The sequence below is a fragment of the Amycolatopsis sp. GA6-003 genome (assembly GCF_046267895.1).
In the GTDB taxonomy this organism is placed as follows: domain Bacteria; phylum Actinomycetota; class Actinomycetes; order Mycobacteriales; family Pseudonocardiaceae; genus Amycolatopsis.
In genome coordinates, this window is sequence record NZ_CP176499.1 from 8335723 (window position 1) to 8359691 (window position 23969).

A 23969-nucleotide genomic window follows, 5' to 3' on the forward strand; every position below is an offset into this window, starting at 1 on the left:
GATGTCGCCAAGACCAGGTCAGTGCCGCTGGAACCCGGCACGAGCCACGGCGCGCTTGCCTTGCCCGGCAAGGGTTCGCGGCTGCCGGAACGGCGCCGCGGTCAGCTTTGCCCTCCGGCTTTCGGGCCGTCCAAGGCGAGGAACCCGTCCCGGGTCTCGAACAGGTGCGCCCGCATGAGGCGGCCGGCCTCGTCGTCGTCCCCGCGCAGCACGGCAGTGCCGATCTCGTGGTGCCACCGGGCGGTGGCGGCGACCGAGAGCTGGGGTTCGGACAGGGTGCTGCGCACGATCCTGGTGGTCTGGAGGTGGTGGGCCAGCACGTGCAGCTGGCGGCCGAGCCGGTCCAGGATCGCGCTGTCGGCCAGCTCCAGCACGAGATGGTGGAACCGCTCGCTGACCCGCAGATGGGGAGCGAACTCCCCGCCGCGCAGGAATTCCTCGTTCTCCCGCAGCAGTTCCCGCAGCTCCCGCTGATCGCAGTCCGCGGCGCGGCGGGCCGCCAGCGCGGCGGCCTGGCCCTCGATCGCCGCGCGCGCCTCGTACAGGTCGACGATGTCCTTGGCCCGCAACCGGCGCACGAACGCGCCGCGATTGGCCTCGACGACCACCAGCCCCTCGCTCGCCAGCCGGCCGAGGGCTTCCCGCACCGGACCGCGGCTGACGCCCAGGTCGCTGGTCAGCTCGGCCTCGAAGAGCCGCTGGCCGCCGACGAGCTCGCCTCGTTTGATCCGCTCCCGCAGCTCCGCGGCGACGCGGTCGACTACCGACAGGGGCGGCTCGGCCGCTGCACTCACCATGCGGGGATTATCCCCTGGTCAGGGGCGGTCGTCCAACAACCTTGTCATACGTGCGTGTCGTCTGCCGCGGCCGCAGGACGCACTGCCCAGCACCAGAATAGAAAGGCAACCTTGCAAACTTAGGTTTGCAAGCCTAGTCTTCTCATTGTGACTGGCGAGAGTGATCTCCTGGCGACCGCCACCGCGGTGCGCAATGCGGTGAGCTTGGTCAAGCGCCGCACCCACGACAGCTCCTCCTCCGGGCTCAGCCTTCCCGAGGCGTCGGTGCTGTCGCGGCTGGACCGCAACGGCATGGACACCATCGCCGGGCTGGCCCGCTGGGAGCAGATCACGCCCCAGGCGATGGGGACGACGGTCGCCGCGCTGGAGGCCCGCGGGCTCGTGCGGCGCTCGCCGGACCCGGCCGACAAACGCAGGCAGCTGCTGTCGTTGACCGACGCCGGGACGCACCTCGTGCGCAGCGTCCGCGACGAGGTGACCGAGCGGTACGCGAAGCTGATGGACGAGCATTTCACCGCGGAAGAAGTCGCTGCCCTCCGCGAAGGCGCGGCCCTGCTCGAACGGCTCGCCCAGCTGCTCTGACCCGCCAGTCCTCGCACCCCTGAACTCGCCGGCCGCGGCGCCGGCGCGATAGCGCACGCCCGCGTGCGGGTCCGGAGGACTTCCATGTCTGGCAACCCTTCGACGGCGCCCAGCCGGCCGTTCGACTGGCGCTTCACCGCGCCGTTGTTCGTCGGCTCCGCCCTCAACCCGATCAACAGCTCGCTGCTGGCGACGGCGCTGTTGCCCATCGCCACGGGGCTCGGTGTGCCGCTGGGGCGGACCGCGGCGCTGGTGATCGCGCTCTACCTGGCCTGTGCCGTCGCGCAGCCGACCGCGGGCAAAGCCGCCGAGGTGTTCGGCGCGCGCCGGGTGTTCCTGGCCGGGATCGTGCTCGTGGCCGTCGGCGGGCTCGTCGGCGGTGTCGCTCAGGAGCTGGGCGCCTTGCTGGCCAGCCGGGTGCTGATCGGCCTGGGCACCTCGTGCGCCTATCCGACGGCGATGCTGATGGTCCGCCGCCGCGCCCGGGAGGCGGGCCTGGACCAGCCGCCCGGCGGCGTGCTCGGCGGCCTGCAGATCGCGGGCATCGCCGCGGCCTCCCTGGGACTGCCCGTCGGCGGGGTCCTGGTCGGTGCGCTCGGCTGGCGGTCGGTCTTCCTGGTCAACGTCCCCGTCGCGCTGCTCGCCCTCGCCGCCACGCTGGCCTGGGTCCCGCCCGACGGGCCGCTCGACCGCTCGCGGCGCCCGCGCGAAATCGCCTCCGACCTCGACCTGGGCGGGATCGCGGGATTTGCCGCCGCGATGGCGACGCTGCTGCTGTTCCTGTTCGGCCTGCCCGAACCGAAGTGGGGCCTGCTGGGCGTCTCGGCCCTGATCTGGGCCGGGCTCGTGGCCTGGGAACTGCGCGCCCGCAGCCCCTTCCTCGACGTCCGGCTGCTCGTTTCGAACAAGCCGCTGACCGCCGCCTACTTCCGCTTCGGCCTCGTGCAACTGTGCGCGTACCTGGTGCTGTACGGGATCACGCAGTGGGTCGAGGCCGTGCGGGGGCTCAGCGAAACCGGGGCCGGATTGCTGCTGCTGCCCATGACTCTGGTCAGCGGCCTGGTCATCCTGCCGGTCTCGCGCCGCAATCTGGTCCGCGGCCCGATCGTCGCGGCCGCCCTCGCCTGCCTGGCCGGCTCCGCAGGCGTCCTGCTGCTGAACGGCTCGGCGTGGATCGGCTGGGTCGTCGCGATCACGGTCGTCATCGGGGCAGCCATGGGACTCGCCGGCGCGGGCAACCAAACGGCGCTCTACGCCCAGGCGCCCGCCGAGCAGCTCGGCACCGCGTCCGGACTGCTGCGCACCTTCGGCTACGTCGGCTCCATCGCCTCTTCCGCCGTCACCGGTGTCGTCTTCCACACCGACGTCACAGACCGCGGAGTCCGCCTCATCGCCTGGATCATGATCGGGATCAGTGTCGTGCTGGTCCTGATCTCGTTCGCCCGCCCGAAAACCCAGCGCGCCCACCGCGGGCCGGATCCGCACGAAACCGAATCCGGAGAACACCGTGCCCGTCACCGCCGTTGACGCCGCCAGCGCACCCGGCCGCACGGAACGGGGCGGCGGCCACGAGTTCCCCGACGGATGGACCGATCTGCTGCCGCAGCTCAACCGGCGGCCCGGAGACAAGACGGTCACCGAGTACTCCTAGGGTGCCTTCCACCACGCCGATCTCGCCGGTTGTCTAGCCGCGCACCACGTCACCCAGGTCGTCCTCGCCCTCCCGGGGTGAACCGCCGCCGGCGAGCGCGGCAGGGGAGCGGGGCGGGCTAATCCTTGCCTGGCGCGGTTTTCCCGCGTTCCGGACGGACGTGGCGCCCGAACCGCGGGCGCCACGTCCGAGCAGCCGGTCCTCGACGCCCGTGCCGCGCCGTTCCGGGGAACCTTCCCGCGGCCGGGCGCCGGGGAGTCGGCGCGGTCGGGCTACCGGGACGGTCGCTGGTAGACGCCACGCTCCTGCATGAGGGCGATCTGCCGCTCGAGGACCTGCGTGCGGAACTCGGCGTGGTTGCCCGGAATCCGCTCCAGATAACGGTTTTTCGGGTAGATCGGCTGTTCGTAGGCGATCTGCGCGAGTTCGGTGCGCACGTCTTTGAGCCAGTTGGTCACCGACGCCGCCGAGCGGTGGTGGCGAAGCGCCTCGATGTCGATCACGCCGGACACGTAGGCGGAACCGTTGGTGTCGAACTGTTTGCCGACGACCGCTCCCTGGTAGTCCACGATCATCGACCGGCCGCCGCCGGTGTCGACGGCCGCCGTGCTGCCCGAGTTCCAGCCGCCGCCGATGTTCGGCGCCACCACGTAGAAGTTGTTCTCCAGCGCGCGGGCCCGGTTGGAAATCTCGAAGACGTCGTTGGCGGTGAACGCGGACGGCAGCGACGGGCGGTAGACCACCTCGGCGCCGTTGAGGGCCAGGCCGCGGCCGTTCTCCGGGAAATTGCCCTCCATGGCGATCATGGCGCCGATGCGGCCGATCTTGGTGTCGGCGACCGGCCAGAAGGCGTCGAGCGTGCGCCCGTGCTTGTCGATCCACCAGTCGAGGATGTCGTGCGGGGAGACCGACCGTTCCGAGGGCAGCAACGAGTTCAGTTTGTGGTGCTTGAGCAGGATTTCGCCGTCGGGGTCGATGAGGAAGGCGACGTTGAAGAACAGGTTTTTCCAGTCCGGGTGCCGTGCTTTGGCTTGTGCCATCACGTAAACCTGGTGCTTGCGGGCGAGCGCGCCGAGGCGGTCGGTCTCCGGGCCCGGGATGTCGATCGCGCAGTGGCGGGCGTAGTCGGAGTGGTCGACGTCCTCGATCTCGTCGGTGAACCCCTGGAGAGCGCCTTCGGGGACGGCCAGCAGCCGCACCGGAATGTCCAAACCGGACAGCCACAGTGCGGTGTGGCTCAATTCTTCGATGTGGTCCAGATTTTTCCGGATCTCGGACCTGTCATGGACGGCCCAGTACGTCGGCACCAGTCCGGTGACCCGATACGGCTCGATCACGATCGCCGCCTCTTTTCTGTGCTGGCCGGCCTCGGCCCGCCAGTTAGTTCGTCTACGGAAAGTGTGTACACGAACTAAATTACCAGGCCGCGGGCTTCGCCCGTCAGAGTGAGAGCCGTCACCCGGCGCTGAGTTTGCGCAGCAAGGCGTACAACCGCTGCCGCTCGGAGGCGGACAACCGCGACAGCATCCGCTCCTCGGCCTCCCGGACCAGCGGCGAGGCCGCGTGCAGGGCGGAGGTCCCGTGCTCGGTCAGCTCCAGCAACTGGCGCCTGCGATCCTGGGGGTCGACGCTGCGGGCGACCAGGCCGCGCTCCTCCAGCCGGCGCAGCATCGCGGCCAGGGTGGACTTGTCGATGGCGGCCCGCTCGCCCGCGGTGGCCTGGTCGACGCCCGGATCCCTGGCGATCACGCTCAGAATCGCGAACTGGGGCTTGGTCAGCTCCGGCACGCGAGCCTGCCACTCCGCCGCGTGCTCCTGCAGCACGCGCCGCATGAGGTGGAAACCGTCCTCCAGGGGAAGAGCGACGCCATCGCCAGGGTTGCGAGTCACTCGCTCAGATTACCGGCGCACCCTCCCGCACAGACCTCTCCAGGTCCCGGCCCGGGCCGGGTGCGCTGTCCTCGCGCTGCGGCGAGAGAACGCCGGAACCCCGGCGCGCTCGCCGCGGCGTCACCGACGGCCGATGCGGCGTCGGCCCATTTCTGCCGGACAGCGGCTCAGGACGGCGTCCGGCCGCCGTCGACGAGCAGTACCTGGCCGGTGACGACGCGGGCCGCGACGGGGTCGGCGAGGTGGAGGAAGGCGGCCGCGTGGTCGGCCGGGGTAGGGGCCGTCCCCAGCAGGGTGCCCGCGGCGATCCGCTCCGCCCGGCCGACGCTGTCGGCGACTGAGCGAGCGGACTGTCCCAGTGCGTCCAGACCGGAGAAACGGGTGTCGGTCGTCCCGCCGGGCGCGACTCCGTTGACGCGTACGGCAGGGGCGAAATCGGCGGCGAGGTGCTGCACTACGCCGCGCAGCGCCCACTTCGAGCTGCCGTAGAGGACGCCGCCTCCGACCGGGCGGAACGCCGATTCGGACAGGGTGAGGGTGATCGAGCCGCCGGTGTCGCGGAGAGCCGGCCAGGCGGCGTGGGCGGCGAGCAGGGCGCTGAGCACGTTGAGCCGCCAGGTCTCCTCGGCCGCGGCGAGCAGCTGCGCGGTGTCGAGCTGGCGGAGCGACGCGTAGTGATCGAAGACCCCGACGCAGCAGGTCAGGTGGTCCAGACCGCCTCCGCCGCCGGCCGACGCGACGCCCGCGGCGAGGACGTCGGGCGTCGTGCCGTCGCCCACGACCGCGGTGACCCGGTCGTCGGTCTCCTTCCGCAGGGCGGCGGCGAGTTCGGCCGAGCGCTCCACCACCGTGACGCGGGCGCCGGCGCCCAGGTAGGCAAGGGCGGCGGCCCGCCCGATGCCCGACCCTCCTCCGACCACCAGCGCGGACCGTCCGGCCAGCCGGGTCACGGCGCCGGCCGCCGGGCCAGCAGCTCGGTGATCAGCCCCGGCTCCTGATAACTCAGGCAGTCGAGGGCGACCGCGTCGAGGAGCACCCGGGTGCCCCGGCGCGGTGACCAGATGTCGAGCCGCATCCCGTTGCGGGTCCCGACGCGTCGCACGACGACGTCGACGAACTCGTTCGCGACCACGATCGGGCCGTCGGCCGACGCCGAGGGGTACTCCGGGATGTCCCCCGCCGGAGGCTCCTCGACGACGGGCTCGGGGATCTGCATGACGCCTCCCGGGTCAGACGAAGACGGACAGGTTGTGGGCGTTGATCAGCGACTGGTCGAACGCCGCCCAGCGGCGGGCCAGCCGCCAGCCGTCCGGCGTGCGGCGCACGATGTCCTTGCGGTCGAGCGAGTAGAGGCTCGGCGTGGGACTGTCGCCGCGGCTGCGGTAGACGAAGCAGTTCGAGGCCACGGCGTACTCGCCGGCGACCTCGCCGGGGTCGACGATCACGTTGGCGACGTAGTGCCGGGTCCGCGAGGGCGGCTGCTCGGCCCACGCGAAGTCCGTCTCCAGGCGGCGGATCCGCACCTCGAGGGTCTCCCGGTCGTCGTCGAAGATCCGCGACGTCGGCGAGAGCTCCCACTCGGCGAGGCCCTCGCGGGTCACCCGGACCGGAACCTCGTAGCGGACGTCGTCGGCCAGCATCGCCAGCCAGTCGCGGAACCGGCGCTCGTCGAGCGCCCGCGCCTCGCGGTACAGGAACTCCTCGATCTCGCCGGCGGTGTCCCGGTCGACGCGACCGGCTTGGCCGGCAGGTGTCGTGGTCATCAGGCCTCCCCGGCCAGGTAGTCGCCCCAGCGGCTCCACAGGTTCCGGAAGTTGGTGTCGTTGACGTAGGGGACGACGGCGTGCCCGGGTCCCGGGAAGTCCCGGTCCGGATCGCTTCCCATCCCCATGACGTAGGGGAAGTCGACGTCGCGGACCATCGTGGACGCCGCGGACCGGGTGACCTTCGTCCAGTTCTCGAAGTCGTCCTGCTCGAACGTTCCCGCCTGCCCGAACGCCAGCGTGTACGCGCGGTAGGCCTGGTCCTTGTACTCCTGACTGGCGTCCCTGGGCACCAGGCACCACGAGTACATCTCCATCCGGCCCGGGCCCGCGGGGTGGTAGAGCCGCATGGTCACGAACCGCACCCCGGGCTCGCCGGGGACCAGGCTGAACGGCTGCATCAGGAAGGAGAGGTTGGGGAAGACCGTGCCGACCGCGGTGCGGGTGCGGGCGAAGACCTCGGCCTGCTCGGGGCTGAGAGTCCGCTTCATGTCCTCGACCAGGTCGTCGGGGAACCCTCCGAACGGCGGGAAGGCCGGGCTGTGGCCCAGCCCGATGCCGTGGCCCCGGCCGGGGATGCTGACCGCCCAGCCCTGGCTGTGGGTGGAGCCGGAGGACGGGAAGTACCCGAGGTTGAAACCCCACTGGTGCGCGACCGGCGTGTGGTAGCCGTCGCCGGCGAAGTTCTCGGCGCAGATCTTCCAGTCCGTCTCGGCCGTCCAATGGTCCGGCGGACCGTGCACCTCGACGCCGCCGGAGCCGTGCTTGAGATACAGGTCGAGGTAGAACGTGAAGTCGCCGAGGTACTCCTCGAGCGAGGGCGCGTCCGGGGCGAGGCAGCCGAAGACGAGCCCCTCGTAGGACGCGACCCTGACCCGGACCAGACCCCAGTCCTTGCGCTTCAGCCGTTCCTGGTAGCCCTCCTTCAGGTAGGGCACCCCGATCAGCTCGCCGGAGTTCTTGTAGGTCCAGCCGTGGTAGCTGCACCGGAAGTGGGAGGCGTTGCCCATCTCGGCTTTGCACATCACGTTGCCGCGGTGGCGGCACATGTTGAGGTGCGCGTGCACGGCGCCCTCCTCGTCGCGGGCGACGATGAGGTTGTTGTTGCCGAGGTACCGCGTGACGTAGTCGCCCGGTTCCGGGATTTCGCTTTCGTGCGCGAGGAAACACCACGCCCGGGAGAACAGCCGCTCTTGCTCGAGGGCGTGCACCGCGGGGTCGTTGAACGCCCGGGCGGGGAACCGCCCTTCGCCGATCCCCTCGCGGGTCCGGTCCACCCAGGCGGCGAGGGGATCGGTGTCCGGTGGCCTGCTCATCGCGTCACGCCTGGGACAGCTTCGGGGCGCGGGCGCCGAACCGGGACGCGACCTCGCTCTTGACCTGGTCGTAGCGGGCGACGTGCTCGGCCGTGCTCGCCACGTGCTCGGCGGGCACCAGATCCTCGGTGTAGGGCGGCCGGCACTTGCCGACGTCGAGGTAGCCCGCGCCGTTCACCCGGATCTTCTCCAGCGGGATGTTGTACTTCGCGAACTCCGTGAAGTCCTGGCCCACCAGGAACGGCTCGTGCGCCCAGCGCAGGCGCTCGGTGAGCCAGCGGGCGTCGTCCGTCCGGCCCTGCTGGAGCGCGTCGCGCAGCTCGAGCACCGGGCCGGGGCCCATCGCGGTGGTCGAGGACCAGGCCATGCCGACGAGCTCCTCGCCGTACATCTCCCACGCGGGATACCAGTCGGTCTCGATCGGCATGAGGGGGAAGCTGGTGCCGGTGCGGGCCATGTCGTTGTGGTAGCGGAAGCCGACCGACGCGCCGCCGGCGTACTTGACGGCGACGACCTGGGGCAGCTCGACGAGGGTCTGGTAGACCCGGCGGGGGATGACGCCGCGGAAGGCGGCGGTGTTGTCGTAGACGACGATCGCGAGGTCCGGCACTGCCTCGGCGACGTCGCGGTAGAAGCGCTCCATGACCGGCGCGACCATCTCGCCCCACATCGGGCGGCCCAGCAGGGTCCCGGTGACGCCGAGGCCGGAGAGGAACTTCATGCGCGCGACGGTGTCGCGGGTGTTGAGGGTGGTGGCGCCGATGAAGACCGGGAAGTCCGGGTCGGCCGACTTCGCCGTTTCCGCGACGCAGCCGGCGAAGGCCTTCCACTCGTCCAGCGTCAGCGTCGCGCACTCGCCGAGAGTGCCGTTGAGCGCGATCGCGTCGACGCCGTCGGAGATCAGGGCGCGGATCATCCGCTCGGTCTCGGCGAGGTCGACGGTGTCGACGGCGTCGACCCGCTCGGCGCCGGGGAGGGCGGGGGTGGGCGGGTAGGCCATGACCCCGCGCAGGTCGCGGCCGGTGACCTTGGGACGGTTGCTCATGGTGTGTCGTGCTCCTCGTAGTGGGTGGGTTGTCGCCGTCACAGCCGGGCGGCGGCGACGGCGGTGCCGGTGAGCCAGGCGCGCACCGGTTCGTAGGCGAGGACGTCGAATCCGGTGCCCGCCGCGCCGGCGGCGATCAGCCAGGTCCGGATCTCGTGGGCGCCGTTGCCCGCGGCGTCGATTTCGTCGCGCGAGTAGCCGGTCAGCCTGCCGGGGTCGCCGTCGGCCAGCCGGTCCAGGAAGTCCCGGTCGAACTTTTCGTTGATGTCGCCGGACTCCGGCAGGCCGACCCAATGGGAGAGCCCGCCGGTGGCCAGCACCACGACCCGCTCGAACTCCGTCTGGGTCTCCACGGCCCGCCGGACCATCCGGCCGAAGTCGTAGCAGCGCCGCGGCGTCGGCCACGGCGGGTTGACGCCGTTGACGATCACCGGCGCCAGCGGCAGCCGCGCCTGGGGGTCGAGGTGCTTGAGCGGGACGCAGAAGTTCTCGTCGAATTCCAGTCCGCCCTCGACCAGCGCCGGGTCGAACTCCGACTCCAGAGCGGTCTGGTAGAGGTGCCGCCCGAGCGCGGCGGCCCCGGGATGGCGCCGCTGCCGCACGCCGAGGAATCGCGCCATCTCCGGCGTCACCGGGCCGAGGTAGTCCTCGCCGGTGGCGATCGCGAACGCCGGCAGGTTGCCCAGGTGGAAGTTCGTGAAGTGCTCCACCGACACCGCGACGACGGCGTCGGGACGCAGCGACTCGATGCGACGCCGCACCTCGCCGAACGCCGACTCGACCGCGATCCGGCTTTTCTCCTCGGCCCGCTCGGGCCAGCCGGTGATGCCGGGCGAGTGCGAGGCGGCGAAGGCGCCGACGACCTGGCCGTTGCCCGTCATGAGAGCTCTCCTCGGATCCGCGCGTAGTACTCCGTGCGGTCCACCTGGAGCTGGATCGCGCAGAAGTACAGGAGGTAGGGGTTGATGCCGTGCTCGTGGAGAGATCTGAAGTCGAGGTCCCGCATCCATGCGCGGAATTCGCCTCCGACGCCGTACTCGTCGAGCACCGAGTCGGGGTCGGCGAGGTAGCGGTCCTTGACGCCGGGGTGCCGGCGCACGTCCCAGAGCAGCCGGTGCAGCTCGTACACGGCGTCAGCCGAGCTTGCGGACGAACCAGTCCGCGAGCCGCGCGGTGGCCACCGAGAAGTAGTCGTAGCTGCAGTGCAAGGACCCGGCGCCGTCGTAGATGTCGACGGTCACGTCGTCGGTCGTGAGCGCCTCGGCGAACCGGCGGGCGCCCTTGACGTCCATGATGATGTCGTCGGTGCCGTGCATGACGTAGACCGGGACGTCGATCCGGTCGGCGACGCCGTCGAGCGTGAACGCGGCGAGCTTCTCCCGCGCTTCCGCGTCGTCCTTGGAGCCCGACAGCCATTGCAGCTGTTTCTGGAGCGGCGGGTAGAACTCGTAGAAGTCGGTGAGGATGCTCCACGTGCCGCACCAGGCGGCGACCGCCTTGACCCGCGGTTCGAAGGCCGCGGCGCGCGGGGCGTAGTAGCCGCCGAAGCTGACGCCGGCCAGGCCGATCCGGTCGGAGTCCACGTCGGGCCGCCGCGCGAGGTGGTCCAGCACCGCCGCGACCGGCACCTCGTAGTCGGGGCGGCTGTAGAGGTTCTTGAACCGCAGCGAACTGCCGCGGCCGGGGGTGTCGACCATGACGACGTTCATCCCGCGCGCCGGGAATTCCGTGCCGCCGAGGAAGTAGAGCTCCTCGGCCCAGGAGTCGGCGCCGCCGAGGAACACCACGGTCGGGCGGGCGGCGCCGGAATCGTCGGGGCGTACGACGTACCCGTCCATTGTGGTGCCCTCGAACGGGACGTGGATCCGCTCGACAGTGCCGCCGGAGAGCTGGGCGGCGCGCTGGAAGTTCGCGGTGCCGGCCCGGTACGCCTCCTCGCGCCGGGGGTCGTCCGTGCCGAGGAAGAACTCGGAGTGCCGCCAATAGCTGCAGGAGCGTTGCAGCGCGCGGCGCGCGGTGGTGGTCTCCCCGCGCTCGAGGGCCGCCTCGCCGGCCGCGGCGACCTCCTTCGCCGTCCGGCTCCACTCGGCCTGCCAGGCTTCCCCGTCGGTGGTGGTGCGGCCGATCCGGGCGGCGGTCCGGGCGCACTCGAACAGGTCGGCGCCGCCGACAGCCACCTGGGCCAGCAGCCGCATGGTCTGCAGCGACCAGTCCTCGTTCTGCGGGAAGAGCTCGATCACGGACAGCGCGTCCCGGTTCTCGGCGTTCGCGTCGTTGTCGGTCTGGGTCATGTCGGGTCCTTCGGCTCTCGGAGAGGCGGGTCGGTCAGGAGGCGACGGCGTGGTCGGCGAGCAGGTCCTCGACCCGCCGGCGGTCGGCGATCGCCTGGCGGAGCCGGGCGAGCTGGCGGGGGGCGTTGACGCAGACCGCACCGCGGACCACGCCGTCGCGGGAGGTGACCGCGACGACGGAGGACGCGGTCAGGGTGAGGACGGCCAGGTCGTCGGTGGCGCAGGGGCGGCCGAGGCACCGCACCTTCGCGTCGTGCTGGTCGGTCCAGAACATCGGGACGGTCGCGAACGGCGTCGCGTCCCCGAGCAGCGTGGCGGCCGCGTGGCGGCCCTGCTCGACAGCGTTGGTCCAGTGCTCGACGCGGAGGTCGCCGAGCAGCGGATGTTCCCAGCGGGCGACGTCGCCCGCGGCGACGACGCCGGGGGCGGCCGTGGCCAGGCTCGGTTCGCACCGGACGCCGTCGCCGAGGGCGAGGCCCGAACCCTCGAGCCAGCCGGTGGCCGGGACGGTCCCCACTCCCACGAGCACGGTGTCCGCGGTGAGCCGCTCGCCGTCGGCCAGTTCGAGGACGGTGCGCTCGCCCCGGGTCTCCGCGCGGGCCACGCCCGAGGAACAGAGCACGCGCACGCCGCGACTCTCGTGCCTGTCCCGGAACCAGTCGCCGAGGGTCGTGCCGAACACCCGGCTCATGGGGACGGGGGCGACGTCGACGACGGTGACGTCGAGACCGTGCTCGACGGCCGTGGCGGCGACCTCCATGCCGACGAAGCCCGCGCCGACCACGACCAGGTGGCCGCCGGAGCGAAGGGCTCCGGCGAGCCGCCGGGCGTCCGCGTCGGTCCGCAGCTCGTGCGCCGGGGGCAGCGCACGCGCCAGCGGGCTCGGCCGCGGGGCCGACCCGGTCGCGACGACGAGTCCGTCGTAGGGCACCCGCCTGCCGTCCCCGAGCCGCACGGCGCGCCCGGCGACGTCGAGTCCGCTCGCCGGCGTGCCGAGGCGCAAGGCGACCCCGTGCTCGTCGTACCAGTCCGCGGAGCGCAGCAGCAGGTCGTCCGGCTCGTCCCCGGCGAGCATCCTGGCCAGCGCAGTTTTGGAGAGCGGCGGCCGGTCGTAGGGCAGCCCCGGCTCGGCGCCGACCAGCGTCAGCTCGCCGTCGTACCCACGGCGGCGCAGCTCCTCGGCCGCGCTGACTCCCGCGAGCGAGGCTCCGACCACGACGATGCGCTTCACGACGGCTCCTCGATCCGGATCGCCTGCGCGGGGCAGCAGCGGGCCGACGCCTCCGCCTTGGGGCGGAGCGCGTCGCCGGGGCCCGCGACGCGCAGCACGGCGCGGTTCTCGTCCTCGTCGAAATCCCAGATTTCGGGCGCCTCGATGAGGCAGTTCGCGTAGCCCTGGCATTTCTCCGGCTCGAACAGCACTGCGTAGGACATCTCGGCCTCCTCAATGACCGGCCGCGGCGAGGTGCGGCATCGCGGGGACGACCTCGGCAAGGCGCGCGGCGCGGGGGGTGTTGCGGCTGGTGAGGGCGCGGAGCTCGCCGCCGGTGACCACGGCGGTGATGCCGGGGATGTCTCCGATGGCGAGGGCGCCGACGGCGTCGTCGGCGGTGGAGCCCCACGGCGCGTCCATGACGACCAGATCGGCCGCCGCGCCGACGCGGACAAACCCGGCGGGCAGGCCCCACGTGCGGGCGTTGTTGCCGGTGGCGGCGGCCCATACGCGGGCCGGGTCGATGCCCGACCAGGAGGAGAGCTCGGCCACGGTTTTGAGCACGCCGAGCGGCATCACGCCGGTGCCGGTGGGGGTGTCGGAGCCGAGGACGACCCGGTCCAAGCGGCCCTCGGCGTCGCACTTGCGCAGAATGCGCACGGCGGAACGCAGGTTGCCCGCCTGCACCAGCTGGACCGCCATGGCGGTCTCCTCGATGATCCGGTCGACCCCGGAGTCAGGGAGCGAGGTGGGCCCTCCGTTGAGGTGACCGCAGACGTCCGGGCCGAGATGGAGCAGATGCTCGGGGGTGATCGGCTTGCTGCCCGGGATGCTCGCGCCGCCGGAGTGGCACATGACCGTGATGCCGTGCCGCTGGGCCCACTTGACCTGGTCGTAGCCGTCGGCGGGGTCGGCGTAGAGCCCGAAGCCGAACTTCGCCAGGTGCACGCCGGCGGCCGCGAGCTCGGCGAAGTCCGGCTCGGTCAGGCTCGGCTCGAGCACCACCGAGCCGGCGTGCACGGTCATGCCGCCCGGGCGGAAGTTCCGGAAGCAGGACCGGGCGGCGATGGCCAGCGCCTTCACTCCGGTCGCGTCGTGCGGCCGGCCCTGGGCGTGGATCTCGCCGGGCGAGACGACGCTGGTGATGCCGCCGTGCACATAGCTGGCCAGGAAGTCGACGGTCTTCTGCCGCGGCGTGTAGTCGCCGAGCACGACGTGGCAGTGCGAGTCGATCAGGCCGGGCGCGACCGTCGTGCCCCGGGCCTCGACCACGACCTCGGCCGCGGCGACCTCGGCGGCGAGATCGCCGGCCCGGCCGACGGCGGTGATCAGCCCGTCCTTGGCGACGACGGTGTCGGCGCCGTCGACGACCGGCGCGGTGTGGTCGCCGGAGAGGACGACGCCCGCGCCGACCACCGCGATGCTGCCGGTCACGACGCGTCCCCGGCGGCATCGGCGACGGTCTTGCCGCCCACCCGGGCGTTGATCCGGCCTCGGTTCGTCACCGCGGCGATCACGACCAGCTCGTCGGGGCGGGGCGCGTCGGGCACGTGCACGGTGAGCGCGTCGTAGTGGCTGCGCACCCAGATTTCGTCTTTGTAGGCCAGCGGCACGTCGATCACCGCGTCGCCGGCGGAGACTTTGGTGACCGAAGTGATCCAGGCCTTGCCGCCCCCGATCGCGTCGCGGAACGCGTTGCCGTACACGGAGGTGATCGCGGCGTTGGCGTGTTCCTGCTCGCCGGCGGTGCCGGCCAAGGCCGCCTTGCCGTAGCTCGCGGCTTCGGCTCCGAGCAGCCGAAGCGCCTCCTTGCCCAGGAAGGCGCCGATCTCGCCGGAGGCGTTGATGATCGGCGACAGGTCCTCGACGTATCCCCGGCCGGCGAACGGGTTGGCGACGACCGCGCACACTGCGACCTTGCGCAGCGGGCCGCCGTCGTCGCCGCGCCCGGCGGCGCTCCTGGTCTCCTCGATCTGGGAGACGACCTTGCGGATGACGAGGGTGCTCACGACTTGTTCCTCCTGCGCGGTAGCTGACGATGTCGGGGGGTGGGACCGGGGACGCGCGTCAGGCCCGGGGGCGGGCACGGGCTTCTTCCGACCCGACGAACCACGTCACCAAGCTGTTGAACTCCTCGGCGTGTTCGATCTGCGCCCAGTGCCCGCACCGGTTGAGCAGGACCAGGCGGCTGTCGGGGATCCGGGTGACGAGCTGGAGACTGTGCTCGTAGTGCACGACGCGGTCGTCCCGGCCGTGGATGGCCAGCATGGGCGCGGTCACCCGGGAGACCGCGTCGCCGAGCTGGAAGTACGGCGGGAGCGTTCCCTCGTCGGCGAACTGGGCGTTCCAGCTGTCCAGGTGCTCCGGACGCGCCAGCGCGGCAGCCGAGCGGGCCTGGGCGAGTTCGTCGGTGGCCCGCGCCTGGTCGAAGCACATCACCTGGACCAGGCGCTTCATGTTCTCCGCCGTGGGCTCGCGGTAGGCCCGCATCAGGATCGCCAGGCCCTCCGAGTGGCCGGCCGCGGAGAAGAGCGGCGGGAAAGGCGAGGGGACGCCCATGGTGACCAGATGGGAAACCCGGTCCGGGTACCGGACGGCGGCCGTGATCGCGGTCATCCCGCCCATCGAGTTGCCCACGAGGGCGGCCTTCTCGATGCCGAGCTTGTCGAGCAGCGCGATCAGCGTCCCGGCATGGTCGCGGCCGGTCTCGTCGGTTTGCGTGTCGCTCTCGCCCCACCCCGGCATGTCGGGCGCGATCACGCGGAAGCGGGCGGCGAGCGGCGCGATGTTGGGCGTGAAGTTCGTCGCGGCGGTCGCCCCGGGCCCGCTGCCGTGGAGGAGGACGAGGGGGTGGCCGCTGCCCGCCTCGAGGTAGTGGACGCGGAAGTGCGGAACGTCGGCGTAGCGGTCGGCGACGACGCTGGTTTCGGAAACGGTCATGCGCTCAATGTGGGTGACATCCGAGGACCGGGGTGAGCGGATGTTCCGGTCGCCGGAACCGCGAATCCGCCCTCGCGCGGCGGCGCGCCGGCCTCGGCCTGACCGCTGGTTCCGGCGACCGGAACGTTCTTCGGCTCCCCGGCGGGCGCCCGTACATCCTCGGCACGGGGACGGCTCGTCCCCGACCGCGAAGGAGAAGGCAGATGAGCGAGATCACCGCCTTGGGCTACCTGGTCGTCCGGGGCCCGGTAGAAGAGTGGAAAACGTTCGGCGCCGAGGTGCTCGGCGCGCAACTGGCCGAGGGCGAGGACCCGTCGACGGCGATCTTCCGCACCGACGACCGCGCCGCGCGGCTGATGGTGGAGGACGGCGCTCCTGGGCCGGATGCCCTCGTCGCGCTCGGCTTCGAGGTCAGGAACGACGCCGAGCTCGACGCCCTGGCCGCCCGGCTGGGCGACCGCGGGATCGCGGTGGCCGAAGACCCGGGGCTCGCCGAGACCAGACGAGTGCGGCGGCTGCTGAAGTTCGCCGACAACGCGGGCAACACGATCGAAGCCTGCGTCGGTCAGGAAGTCAGCGCGACGCCTTTCGTCTCGCCGCGGGGCGTCCGGTTCGTGTGCGGAGACCTGGGCGTCGGGCACGCGTTCTTCTTCGCGGACGACCCGGCGTCTTCGGCGTCCTTCTACCAGGAGGCGCTGGGCTTCCGGCTCAGCGACACCATCGCCTTCGGCGAGGACGCCGGCATTTTCCTGCATTGCAATCCGCGCCATCACACCGTCGCTTTCGCAGCGGTGCCTTCCGTCCCCGCGGGCCTGGGGCACCTGATGCTGGAAGTCCGGTCCCTCGAGGACGTGGGCCGGGCCCTCGACCTCGCCGAGCGCAGCCCCTATCCCGTGCAGATGAGCATCGGCGAGCACTCGAACGACAAGATGACGTCGTTCTACGTCCAGACCCCGTCGGGCTTCGCCGTCGAGTACGGATTCGACGGGCTGCTCGTCGACGACGCCACCTGGAAGGTCGCCCATCACGACGCGATGAGCGTCTGGGGCCACCACCTCACTCCGCCGGACGCCGAGCCGCGGCGGCTCGCGGCGCCGGAAGGGGGCCGGTGATGTCCTCCGGCGTGGCGGTCCCGGGCGGGCTCCAGCAGCTGGTCGAGCCGGACCGCGGCTACGTGAACCCGGTCATCTACACCGATCCGGCGATCTACCAGAAGGAGCTGGAGCTGGTCTTCGGCCGCTCGTGGCTGTTCCTGGCGCACCGTTCCCAGCTGCCCCGGGCCGGCAGCTTCGTGCAGACCTACATGGGCGAGGACCCGGTGCTGGTGGTCCGCCAGCGCGACGGGTCGGTCAAGGCGTTCCTCAACCAGTGCCGGCACCGCGGGATGCGGATCTGCCGCAGCGACCAGGGAGTGAGCAAGACCTTCACCTGCAGCTATCACGGCTGGGGCTACGACCTCGAGGGAAATCTCGTCCACGTGCCCAAGGAGAGCCGCGCGTACCGCGACGAGATCGACAAGACCCGGTGGGGCGCCCTCAAGGTCCCGAGAATCGCCGAGCACAAGGGCTTCTACTTCGGCACCTGGTCCGACGACGTGCCGGAGTTCGAGGACTACCTGGGCGACATGGCGTACTACTTCGACGCCGTCGCGGGCGCGTGGGACGACGGGCTGGAGTTCGTCGGCGGCACCGCCAAGTGGGTCATCGACACCAACTGGAAGTTCGCCTCCGAACAGTTCGCCAGCGACATGTACCACGTGCCCATCTCCCACGCCTCGGCGATGATCGCGCTCAGCGAGGACCCCCGGGCGTGGGCCGCGGGCGACCCTCCCGACGAGGCGCCCGGGCGGCAGTTCGCCGGCAACGGACACGGCTCGGGCGGCTTCTGGAGGTCGCATCTCGAGCACGCCGAGTTCAGCTTCGGGCCCGAGTACCGGGACTGGCTGGCCGCCAACCAGGACGAGATCCACCGCAATCTGGGCGCCGACCGCCCGGACAAAGTCCTTGCCCACAACACGATTTTCCCGAACTTCTCCTGGCTCGGGCTCACCCCGACGATGCGGGTGTGGCATCCGCGCGGACCAGGACAGATCGAGGTCTGGGCATGGACCTATGTGCCGGCAGGCGCCCCCGACCGCATCAAGGATCTGATCCGGCGCGTCGCGCAGCGGCAATTCAGCCCGGCAGGCGTCTTCGAGACCGACGACGGCGAGAACTGGACCGAGATCCAGCTGGTCCTGCGGGGCTACAAGGCCCGAACCACCACGTTCAACGTCCAGATGGGCCTGGGCCATGAAGAGCGCGACAGCCACGGGCTTCCAGGGCTGTCCAACGACGTGTACAGCGAGACGGCCGCCCGCGGCTTCTACCAGCGATGGCTGGAGTTGATGTCCGGCCTCACCTGGGCCGAGATCGGCGAGCGCGAGGCCGCCCGGCGCGCCGGCGAACCCGCCGCCCTGCCACGAGAGGTGCAGAAAGCATGACCACCGCCCGCCCGGACGCCCCCGGCCACCGGCCGGGGGCGCCGATCGCCAGCCATGCCTCCCGCCGACCGGTGGACGTGGCAACCCAGCACCAAGTCGAGCAGTTTCTCTTCGCCGAGGCGCAACTGCTCGACGAGCACCGGTACGACGAGTGGATCACGCTCTTCTCCGAAGACGTCCGCTACTGGGCGCCGACGCGCCGCACGCTGACCCATCGCGAGCGGGACAAGGAGGTCGCGGCGGGCAACGAGACCGCGTTCTTCGACGACGACATCGGTTTCCTCCGCGGTCGCGTCCGGCGCTTGACCTCCGGCGTCTCCCTCGCCGAGGAGCCGCCCTCGCGCACACGGCGACTCATCACCAACATCCGGGTCACGCGACACGAAGACGACTCGCTTGGCGTCGCGTCGAACTTTTCCGTCTACCGCAGCCGGCTCGAACGCCATCAGGACTGGTTCATCGGGGAGCGCTTCGACGTTCTGCGCCCCGTCGCGGAAGACAGCACCGGGCACCCGTTCCTGATCGCCGCGCGCAAGATCGTGCTGGAGCAGACGACTCTGCTGGCGCCGAGCATCTCCGTCATGCTATGAGCGCGAAGCCGGACGATCTCGCCGAGCAGCTCGAAACCCACGAGGGCCGCACCTGGCGGAGGGCCTGTCGCGTCCAGGACGTCCTCGAAGACGAGGGATTGCGCCTGGGCACGCTGCCCCCGGTCGCCGTCTTCACCTCCGAGGGCGAGTACTTCTGCCTCGACGACAGCTGCACGCACGCGTCCTATCCCCTTACCGACGGCTGGGCGGGAGACGGCGTCGTGGAGTGCTCGCTCCACCTCGCCCGGTTCGACCTCCGAACGGGCGCCCCGTCCGGTCCTCCCGCTACGGCCCCCGTGGCGGTCCATCCCGCAACGGCGATCGGCGACGACGTCTACGTCGCCCTTCCCGACACCTACCTGACCAAGGAGTGAAAGCCATGGGTTGGCTCGACCACCGGGCGGCCCTCGTGACCGGGGCCGGATCGGGCCTCGGGCGAGCGATCGTCACTCGCTTCGTCGCCGAGGGCGCGAACGTAGTCGCCTTCGACAAGTCCGAGGAGAAACTCCGAGAGGTGCGCAGCCAGCACGGCGAAAAGGTCGCCACGTTCGCCGGCGACGTTCGCAGCGGCAAGGACAACGAGCGCGCCTGCGCACTCGCGGTCGAGGCCTTCGGCCGGCTTGACACTTTCGTGGGCAACGCCGGCCTGTGGGACTTCAACCGCACGCTCGAGGAGTCCTCGACCGACAGCCTGTCTTCAGGGTTCGACGAACTTTTCGCCGTGAACGTCAAGGGGTACCTGCTGGGTGCGCGGGCCGCGCTCGCCGCGCTGCGCGACACCGGCGGGTCCATCATCCTCACGCTGTCCAACGCCGCTTTCTATCCCGCCGGCGGCGGTGCGCTCTACGTGGCCTCCAAGCATGCGGGGGCCGGGTTGGTCAAGCAGCTTGCCTATGAGCTGGCCCCCCGTGTCCGCGTCAACGGGGTCGCGCCTGGGGGCATGGAGACCGATCTGCGCGGCCCGGCATCGCTGGGCCTCTCGCGGACCTCGATCGGGGAAGCGTTTCCCCTTGACCAGGTCATGGAACAGCGCTCCGCGCTCCGCTTCGCCCCCACGCCGGAAGACTACGTGGGCGCCTACGTATTGCTGGCCGCACCGGCACAGTCGAAGACGGTGACCGGATCGGTGCTGGACATCAGCAGTTTCGGCATCCCCGTCCGGGACGTCCGCGGCTGAGGGCCGCGCAGCTGACCCGCCTCGCCGCGGGCCAGCTCCGTCCGGCGGGCCCGGCCGAGCCGATCGCGGCCCGGCTCCGGGTCCGGCCGGAGGCGATGCGGACCTCGGTGCGGCAGGCCGAAATCAGCCGGCGGTCCCGGGCCCAGCACTGGCTACGCGCCCGGGCCGCAGCCGGCGCCGATCCCCGGCCGTGATCGCGACGCTGTCCTCGCCAGCGGGCAGCGATGGATCAGCCGGGCTGACCGGCGCCCGAGGACATGATCACGTCGCGGACGACCTGCCGGATGCCGGCCATCTCCTCGCGGATCGCGTCGGCGCTGCCCGCCGAGGTCATCACCGCGCCCAGGGTGTGGACCATGACCACGCGGCCCAATCGGCCCGCCACCTCGTCCGGGTCGGCGACTCCCGCCGATCGCGCGAACGGCAGCAGTTCCTCCGCGATCGACTCGTACGAGGACCGGTTGCGCGCGTCCATGAGCGTCCGGAGATCGGGGTCCTCGAAGCTCATCTTGAGCAGTTCGAGATAGAGGGTGAAGTAGCCGAGGCTGCCGACGATCGTTTCGGTCACGGCGTCCCAGTACTCGGCCAGCTCCCGCTCGACGGTGCTCCGGGAACCCGGGCTGGCGGGCAGACTGGCGAAGAAGCGGTGCGAAACGCGCTCCATCACCTGGGAGAGAAGCGCGGACTTGCTGCCGAAATGATGATAGAGCGAACCCACCGGGAACCCGGACTCCCGGCAGATGCGAGCGATCGACGTCTTGTCGTAGCCGTTCCTCATCATCAGCCGCTCCGCCGCGTCGAGGATGGCCTCTCGCGAGTCGGACGGTGCCTTCGTCGAATGGCTGTTGGCGCTCACGGGATCAATGATGGGAGGTTCGCAACGGTCCGCGCCACCGCGACCGCGGTCTCGCGGACGGGATTGACGAAGGCCGATCCGTCGCCGTGCTGGGCCGCGAAGGCGACCGATATCGCCGCCACCGCCCGGTTGGCCACCAGCACCGGAGCTGCCACGCACGCGAGGCCCCGTGCTGCTTCCTCGCGATCGGTCGCGTAGCCGGCGCGCCGGATAGCCGCCCGTTGCCCTCCCGTGACGAGGCGCCGCTCCGGCTCGCTGGGCGATGGTTCCGCGGTGAACGCGAGCAGAGCTTTTCCCACGCCGGTCCGGGCGGCGGGAAGACGTCCTCCGATGAGCGCGGGAGTCGCCGGTGCGACGGGGCTGGGCAGCTTCTCCAAGTAGACGGCGTCCCCGTCGCGAAGCACCGCCAGGTGCACAGTTTGGCGCGTCAGGCGGCGCAACCGCTCGAGGTGCGGGAGCGCCAATTCCCGCAGCCGCGAGTCGACCGAGGTCGAAGCGACCGAAAACATCCGGAGCCCTATCGCGTACCCGCCCTCGACCCGTTCCACGGCCCGCACTTCCTGCAGCATGAGCAGGATTCGATGCGTCGTCGACTTCGGGAGGCCGGCCCGGCGCGCGATCTCGCTCAGCGTCTGAACTCGGCGGTCGTGGTTGAAGGCGCCCAAGACGTCGAACGCCTTCCACAGCACAGAAGGCGGCGTCTGGAGACCCTCGAAGGTGGCACTGTTCATGGCGACGCGGCTCCTAGAATCGTCCTCTAGAACGTGATTCTAGAGAGCGGGGCCGCAGCTGGCAAGGAGCGCGCGGTTCCCGCGTTCCCGAGGTCGAAGGCGAGCGGGAGCGCCGGGCGAGGGGATCCGAGCCCCCGCGGTTCCGTTGATCGGAACACCTTGGTGCGAGCCCGCCGAAGCGGTTCCACGCTGGCCCCGGTGAACAACCGCCGTGCTCGAAAACCGCAGCGACCCGGCCTCGGCGATGCTGCGGGACCGACGCGACTTCGGGAAGGGATGACCGGACATGGGACTCGACAGGGCGCATGACGGCGTGGGCGCTTGGCCGCGGCGCCGGGCCCGCGCCGCTCCCCGGGCGACCGCCTTCCGCTGCGGCGAGCTCGTGCTGACCTACCGGGACGTCCACGAGCGGACGTCGCGGCTGGCCGGTGCGCTGTCCGCGGCGGGGGTGTCGGCCGGGGACCGCGTCGCGTACTTGGGGCCGAACCATCCTGCCGCACCGGAGCTGCTGTTCGCGTCCGGCCTCTTGGGCGCGGCGTACCTGCCCCTGAACTTCCGGCTTTCGGCCGACGAGCTGGAGTTCATCCTGGACGACGCCGCCCCGGAAGTGCTGGTCTGGCACGAGCAGTTCGACGTGCTGGCTGCCGAGGTGCTCGCGCGGGTGGACGTGGCGCACCGGGTCCGGGTGGGCGGGGCCGCCGACGACGCGGCGGCCTACGAGGAGCTGGTGCTCTCCGCCGACGGGCCGGTGCCGCAGTCCCGGGCGCGTCCCGGCGACGTGGCGATGATCCAGTACACGTCCGGGACGTCGGGGCGGCCCAAAGGAGTCATGCTCACCCACGACAACCTGGTGTGGAACGCGATCAACCTGCTGCTGGACGTCGACCTGCGCACGGACGACGTCAGCCTCGTCGCCGCGCCGCTGTTCCATACCGCCGGCCTGAACAACCACCTGCTCCCCACCTTCCTCAAGGGCGGGGCCGCGGTCATCATGTCCGCCTGGAACCCGGCAGAGGCGCTCAGCCTGATCGCCGAGCACCGGGTGACCACCCTCCTCGGCGTGCCGGCGATGCTCCAGTCGCTGACCCAGGCTCCGGGCTGGGCCCGCGCGGACCTCTCTTCGCTCCGCACGATCATGTGCGGCGGATCGCCGGTGCCGTCGGCGCTCGCCGAGCAGTTCCGCGAGCGCGGCCTCGTGTTCCAGCCCGGGTACGGCATGACCGAAGTCTCGCCCAGCGCGACTTTCCTCCGCGCGGGCATGGCCGGCGAGAAGGCGGCGAGCGTGGGCGCACCGAGCTTCTTCGTCGACATGAAGGCAGTGGACGAGCAGCTGCGGGAGGTGCCGACGGGGGAGCGCGGGGAGTTGCTCGTGAGAGGGCCCAACGTCACCAGGGGCTACTGGAACCTGCCTGACGCCACTGCCGCTGCGATCGATCCCGACGGCTGGTTCCGCACCGGCGACATCGGAGCCTTCGACGACGACGGCTACGTCTACCTCAAAGACCGGCTCAAGGACATGATCATCTCGGGCGGGGAGAACATTTCCCCGGCGGAGGTGGAGAACGCGCTCTACGAGCATCCGGCAGTAGCGGAGTGCGCGGTGATCGGCGTCAGCGACCGGGTGTGGGGCGAGGTAGGCCTGGCCTGCGTGGTCGTGCGGCCCGAGCACGTCGCGACCGCCGACGAGCTGGAGGAGCACCTGCGCGGCCGCATCGCCCACTACAAGGTGCCCAAGCATTACCGCCTGGTCGAACGCCTTCCCCGCAACGCCGCTGGCAAAGTGCTGAAACCCCAGCTGCGCGCCCGATACCAGGCCGAATCGGCCACCTGACAGAAGGACGCATTCATGGGCAACACCGCAACCGTCGACTTCGTCGCAAGCCGCCAGGACGGCCGCGTCCTGCATATCGCGATCGACCGGGAGCCGAAGCGCAACGCGCTCAGCGACTCGATTCTGCGACGCGTCGCCGCGCTCCTGCGCGGCGTCCCCGGATCTGTGGGATCCGTCGTGCTTTCGGGCAGGGGAGAGCACTTCAGCGCCGGGCTCGACCTTCAGGAGCTGGTCGAGCGCGACGCCCGCGGCGGGATGCTGCACTCGCGGTTGTGGCACGAGTGTCTGGACGCGGTGCAGTTCTCGCCTGTTCCGGTCATCGCCGCGTTGCAGGGCGCCGTGATCGGAGGCGGGCTCGAGCTCGCCGCGGCGTGCCATCTCCGGGTCGCGGACGCCACCGCCTTCTTCGCACTGCCGGAAGGCGCCCGCGGCATCTTCGTCGGCGGGGGCGGGTCGGCACGGATTTCGCGCCTGATCGGGGCCCACCGGGTGACCGACATGGTGTTGACCGGACGGGTCGTCGAGGCCGGGGAAGGGCACCGGATCGGCCTGGCGCAGTACCTCGTGCCCCCAGGAGAGGCCGGGGCCAAGGCCGCCGAGCTCGCGGCCGCGGTCGCCGGCAACACTCCCATGACGAACTACGCCGTCACCCATGTCCTTCCCCGGATCGCGGACGCGGGCCTCGAGGTCGGCCTGATGACGGAGTCGCTGGCCGCCGGCATCGCGCAAAGCGATCCCGCGGCGAAGGAACGGCTGGCCGATTTCCTGGCCGGGCGATCCGCCAAAGTCACCGACACCCGGGATTGAGGCCGCT

At 71.1% G+C, this 23969-nt stretch carries 28 protein-coding genes; 10 read left to right on the forward strand and 18 right to left on the reverse strand.

The window, feature by feature from the left end:
- Positions 1–101 precede the first annotated feature (101 nt).
- Positions 102–797, reverse strand: a complete 696-nt coding sequence (locus tag F9C12_RS37835; RefSeq protein WP_409463617.1) for a GntR family transcriptional regulator — start codon at positions 795–797, stop codon at positions 102–104.
- A gap of 147 nt (positions 798–944) precedes the next feature.
- Here F9C12_RS37835 and F9C12_RS37840 point away from each other — a divergent pair, with 147 nt between their 5' ends.
- The 3 genes from F9C12_RS37840 to F9C12_RS37850 all read left to right on the forward strand — a co-directional run bounded on the left by F9C12_RS37840 (position 945) and on the right by F9C12_RS37850 (position 3030).
- On the forward strand, positions 945–1379 hold the full coding sequence (locus tag F9C12_RS37840) for a MarR family winged helix-turn-helix transcriptional regulator (protein ID WP_409186578.1): 435 nt from the start codon (positions 945–947) through the stop codon (positions 1377–1379).
- Between the two features lie 84 nt (positions 1380–1463).
- Positions 1464–2906, forward strand: a complete 1443-nt coding sequence (locus F9C12_RS37845; protein ID WP_409463618.1) for an MFS transporter — start codon at positions 1464–1466, stop codon at positions 2904–2906.
- A complete protein-coding gene (locus F9C12_RS37850; protein WP_409463619.1) occupies positions 2887–3030 on the forward strand; it encodes a hypothetical protein in 144 nt (47 codons plus the stop codon). Before F9C12_RS37845 ends, F9C12_RS37850 begins: the two co-directional genes overlap by 20 nt.
- A gap of 272 nt (positions 3031–3302) precedes the next feature.
- On the opposite strand, the gene F9C12_RS37855 is transcribed toward F9C12_RS37850, so the two are convergent.
- The 15 genes from F9C12_RS37855 to F9C12_RS37925 all read right to left on the reverse strand — a co-directional run bounded on the left by F9C12_RS37855 (position 3303) and on the right by F9C12_RS37925 (position 15488).
- Positions 3303–4367 carry a nitrilase-related carbon-nitrogen hydrolase gene (locus F9C12_RS37855; protein ID WP_409186581.1) on the reverse strand — a complete coding sequence of 355 codons (1065 nt, stop codon included), beginning with the start codon at positions 4365–4367 and terminating at the stop codon, positions 3303–3305.
- Between the two features lie 118 nt (positions 4368–4485).
- Positions 4486–4920: a MarR family winged helix-turn-helix transcriptional regulator gene (locus F9C12_RS37860; RefSeq protein WP_409186582.1), complete on the reverse strand. Its 435-nt coding sequence runs from the start codon at positions 4918–4920 to the stop codon at positions 4486–4488.
- A gap of 167 nt (positions 4921–5087) precedes the next feature.
- Entirely contained in the window at positions 5088–5870 is a 783-nt protein-coding gene (locus tag F9C12_RS37865) for an SDR family NAD(P)-dependent oxidoreductase (protein WP_409463620.1), read from the reverse strand.
- Positions 5867–6136, reverse strand: a complete 270-nt coding sequence (locus tag F9C12_RS37870; RefSeq protein ID WP_409186584.1) for a hypothetical protein — start codon at positions 6134–6136, stop codon at positions 5867–5869. Before F9C12_RS37870 ends, F9C12_RS37865 begins: the two co-directional genes overlap by 4 nt.
- A gap of 13 nt (positions 6137–6149) precedes the next feature.
- A complete protein-coding gene (locus F9C12_RS37875; protein WP_409186585.1) occupies positions 6150–6683 on the reverse strand; it encodes a 3-phenylpropionate/cinnamic acid dioxygenase subunit beta in 534 nt (177 codons plus the stop codon).
- Complete coding sequence (locus F9C12_RS37880) at positions 6683–7999, reverse strand: aromatic ring-hydroxylating oxygenase subunit alpha (protein WP_409463621.1); 1317 nt, start codon at positions 7997–7999, stop codon at positions 6683–6685. The genes F9C12_RS37875 and F9C12_RS37880 overlap by 1 nt, the downstream gene beginning before the upstream one ends.
- Before the next feature lie 4 nt (positions 8000–8003).
- Complete coding sequence (locus tag F9C12_RS37885) at positions 8004–9044, reverse strand: dihydrodipicolinate synthase family protein (RefSeq protein ID WP_409463622.1); 1041 nt, start codon at positions 9042–9044, stop codon at positions 8004–8006.
- A gap of 38 nt (positions 9045–9082) precedes the next feature.
- The gene (locus tag F9C12_RS37890) at positions 9083–9925 is read right to left on the reverse strand and encodes a hypothetical protein (RefSeq protein ID WP_409186588.1); all 843 of its coding nucleotides are present in this window, start codon (positions 9923–9925) and stop codon (positions 9083–9085) included.
- Entirely contained in the window at positions 9922–10173 is a 252-nt protein-coding gene (locus F9C12_RS37895) for a hypothetical protein (protein WP_409186589.1), read from the reverse strand. Before F9C12_RS37895 ends, F9C12_RS37890 begins: the two co-directional genes overlap by 4 nt.
- Positions 10174–10177: 4 nt before the next feature.
- Positions 10178–11335, reverse strand: coding sequence for an alpha/beta hydrolase family protein (locus F9C12_RS37900; RefSeq protein WP_409463623.1), 1158 nt, complete (start codon positions 11333–11335; stop codon positions 10178–10180).
- Between the two features lie 34 nt (positions 11336–11369).
- Positions 11370–12566 (reverse strand): NAD(P)/FAD-dependent oxidoreductase, encoded by a 1197-nt coding sequence (locus F9C12_RS37905; RefSeq protein WP_409463624.1) that lies wholly within the window; start codon positions 12564–12566, stop codon positions 11370–11372.
- Complete coding sequence (locus tag F9C12_RS37910; RefSeq protein WP_409463625.1) at positions 12563–12769, reverse strand: ferredoxin; 207 nt, start codon at positions 12767–12769, stop codon at positions 12563–12565. Before F9C12_RS37910 ends, F9C12_RS37905 begins: the two co-directional genes overlap by 4 nt.
- Positions 12770–12779: 10 nt before the next feature.
- Positions 12780–13982, reverse strand: coding sequence for an amidohydrolase family protein (locus tag F9C12_RS37915; protein ID WP_409463626.1), 1203 nt, complete (start codon positions 13980–13982; stop codon positions 12780–12782).
- The gene (locus F9C12_RS37920; protein ID WP_409186594.1) at positions 13979–14557 is read right to left on the reverse strand and encodes an amino acid synthesis family protein; all 579 of its coding nucleotides are present in this window, start codon (positions 14555–14557) and stop codon (positions 13979–13981) included. The genes F9C12_RS37915 and F9C12_RS37920 overlap by 4 nt, the downstream gene beginning before the upstream one ends.
- A 58-nt stretch (positions 14558–14615) precedes the next feature.
- Positions 14616–15488, reverse strand: coding sequence for an alpha/beta fold hydrolase (locus F9C12_RS37925; protein WP_409463627.1), 873 nt, complete (start codon positions 15486–15488; stop codon positions 14616–14618).
- A 203-nt stretch (positions 15489–15691) separates the two neighbouring features.
- Here F9C12_RS37925 and F9C12_RS37930 point away from each other — a divergent pair, with 203 nt between their 5' ends.
- Genes F9C12_RS37930 through hcaB form a run of 5 tightly spaced genes read left to right on the forward strand, consistent with a single transcriptional unit; the run spans position 15692 to position 19737 of the window.
- Positions 15692–16600: a VOC family protein gene (locus F9C12_RS37930; RefSeq protein ID WP_409186596.1), complete on the forward strand. Its 909-nt coding sequence runs from the start codon at positions 15692–15694 to the stop codon at positions 16598–16600.
- Complete coding sequence (locus F9C12_RS37935) at positions 16600–17970, forward strand: aromatic ring-hydroxylating dioxygenase subunit alpha (RefSeq protein ID WP_409463628.1); 1371 nt, start codon at positions 16600–16602, stop codon at positions 17968–17970. Before F9C12_RS37930 ends, F9C12_RS37935 begins: the two co-directional genes overlap by 1 nt.
- Positions 17967–18560: an aromatic-ring-hydroxylating dioxygenase subunit beta gene (locus F9C12_RS37940; RefSeq protein WP_409463629.1), complete on the forward strand. Its 594-nt coding sequence runs from the start codon at positions 17967–17969 to the stop codon at positions 18558–18560. The genes F9C12_RS37935 and F9C12_RS37940 overlap by 4 nt, the downstream gene beginning before the upstream one ends.
- Positions 18557–18934, forward strand: coding sequence for a non-heme iron oxygenase ferredoxin subunit (locus tag F9C12_RS37945; RefSeq protein WP_409463630.1), 378 nt, complete (start codon positions 18557–18559; stop codon positions 18932–18934). The genes F9C12_RS37940 and F9C12_RS37945 overlap by 4 nt, the downstream gene beginning before the upstream one ends.
- Before the next feature lie 5 nt (positions 18935–18939).
- Positions 18940–19737 carry a 3-(cis-5,6-dihydroxycyclohexa-1,3-dien-1-yl)propanoate dehydrogenase gene (gene hcaB / locus F9C12_RS37950; protein WP_409463631.1) on the forward strand — a complete coding sequence of 266 codons (798 nt, stop codon included), beginning with the start codon at positions 18940–18942 and terminating at the stop codon, positions 19735–19737.
- 229 nt (positions 19738–19966) lie between these two features.
- Here the strand turns inward: hcaB and F9C12_RS37955 are convergent, their stop codons facing one another.
- Positions 19967–20593, reverse strand: coding sequence for a TetR/AcrR family transcriptional regulator (locus tag F9C12_RS37955; protein WP_409463632.1), 627 nt, complete (start codon positions 20591–20593; stop codon positions 19967–19969).
- Positions 20590–21324 (reverse strand): IclR family transcriptional regulator, encoded by a 735-nt coding sequence (locus F9C12_RS37960; protein WP_409463633.1) that lies wholly within the window; start codon positions 21322–21324, stop codon positions 20590–20592. Before F9C12_RS37960 ends, F9C12_RS37955 begins: the two co-directional genes overlap by 4 nt.
- Before the next feature lie 286 nt (positions 21325–21610).
- On the opposite strand from F9C12_RS37960, the gene F9C12_RS37965 reads away from it, so the two are divergent.
- Together F9C12_RS37965 and F9C12_RS37970 are read left to right on the forward strand one after the other, a co-directional pair.
- Positions 21611–23155: an acyl-CoA synthetase gene (locus F9C12_RS37965; protein ID WP_409463634.1), complete on the forward strand. Its 1545-nt coding sequence runs from the start codon at positions 21611–21613 to the stop codon at positions 23153–23155.
- A 15-nt stretch (positions 23156–23170) separates the two neighbouring features.
- Complete coding sequence (locus tag F9C12_RS37970; RefSeq protein WP_409463635.1) at positions 23171–23962, forward strand: crotonase/enoyl-CoA hydratase family protein; 792 nt, start codon at positions 23171–23173, stop codon at positions 23960–23962.
- The last annotated feature ends 7 nt before the right edge of the window (positions 23963–23969 follow it).

What these genes read in the sequence shown, in the direction of transcription:
- F9C12_RS37835 (WP_409463617.1), bottom strand. Translation starts at nt 797, where the DNA reads ATGGTGAGTGCAGCGGCCGAGCCGCCCCTGTCGGTAGTCGACCGCGTC.
- F9C12_RS37845 (WP_409463618.1), top strand. Translation starts at nt 1,464, where the DNA reads ATGTCTGGCAACCCTTCGACGGCGCCCAGCCGGCCGTTCGACTGGCGC.
- F9C12_RS37870 (WP_409186584.1), bottom strand. Translation starts at nt 6,136, where the DNA reads ATGCAGATCCCCGAGCCCGTCGTCGAGGAGCCTCCGGCGGGGGACATC.
- F9C12_RS37875 (WP_409186585.1), bottom strand. Translation starts at nt 6,683, where the DNA reads ATGACCACGACACCTGCCGGCCAAGCCGGTCGCGTCGACCGGGACACC.
- F9C12_RS37880 (WP_409463621.1), bottom strand. Translation starts at nt 7,999, where the DNA reads ATGAGCAGGCCACCGGACACCGATCCCCTCGCCGCCTGGGTGGACCGG.
- F9C12_RS37885 (WP_409463622.1), bottom strand. Translation starts at nt 9,044, where the DNA reads ATGAGCAACCGTCCCAAGGTCACCGGCCGCGACCTGCGCGGGGTCATG.
- F9C12_RS37890 (WP_409186588.1), bottom strand. Translation starts at nt 9,925, where the DNA reads ATGACGGGCAACGGCCAGGTCGTCGGCGCCTTCGCCGCCTCGCACTCG.
- F9C12_RS37900 (WP_409463623.1), bottom strand. Translation starts at nt 11,335, where the DNA reads ATGACCCAGACCGACAACGACGCGAACGCCGAGAACCGGGACGCGCTG.
- F9C12_RS37910 (WP_409463625.1), bottom strand. Translation starts at nt 12,769, where the DNA reads ATGTCCTACGCAGTGCTGTTCGAGCCGGAGAAATGCCAGGGCTACGCG.
- F9C12_RS37925 (WP_409463627.1), bottom strand. Translation starts at nt 15,488, where the DNA reads ATGACCGTTTCCGAAACCAGCGTCGTCGCCGACCGCTACGCCGACGTT.
- F9C12_RS37930 (WP_409186596.1), top strand. Translation starts at nt 15,692, where the DNA reads ATGAGCGAGATCACCGCCTTGGGCTACCTGGTCGTCCGGGGCCCGGTA.
- F9C12_RS37935 (WP_409463628.1), top strand. Translation starts at nt 16,600, where the DNA reads ATGTCCTCCGGCGTGGCGGTCCCGGGCGGGCTCCAGCAGCTGGTCGAG.
- F9C12_RS37940 (WP_409463629.1), top strand. Translation starts at nt 17,967, where the DNA reads ATGACCACCGCCCGCCCGGACGCCCCCGGCCACCGGCCGGGGGCGCCG.
- F9C12_RS37945 (WP_409463630.1), top strand. Translation starts at nt 18,557, where the DNA reads ATGAGCGCGAAGCCGGACGATCTCGCCGAGCAGCTCGAAACCCACGAG.
- hcaB (WP_409463631.1), top strand. Translation starts at nt 18,940, where the DNA reads ATGGGTTGGCTCGACCACCGGGCGGCCCTCGTGACCGGGGCCGGATCG.
- F9C12_RS37960 (WP_409463633.1), bottom strand. Translation starts at nt 21,324, where the DNA reads ATGAACAGTGCCACCTTCGAGGGTCTCCAGACGCCGCCTTCTGTGCTG.
- F9C12_RS37965 (WP_409463634.1), top strand. Translation starts at nt 21,611, where the DNA reads ATGGGACTCGACAGGGCGCATGACGGCGTGGGCGCTTGGCCGCGGCGC.
- F9C12_RS37970 (WP_409463635.1), top strand. Translation starts at nt 23,171, where the DNA reads ATGGGCAACACCGCAACCGTCGACTTCGTCGCAAGCCGCCAGGACGGC.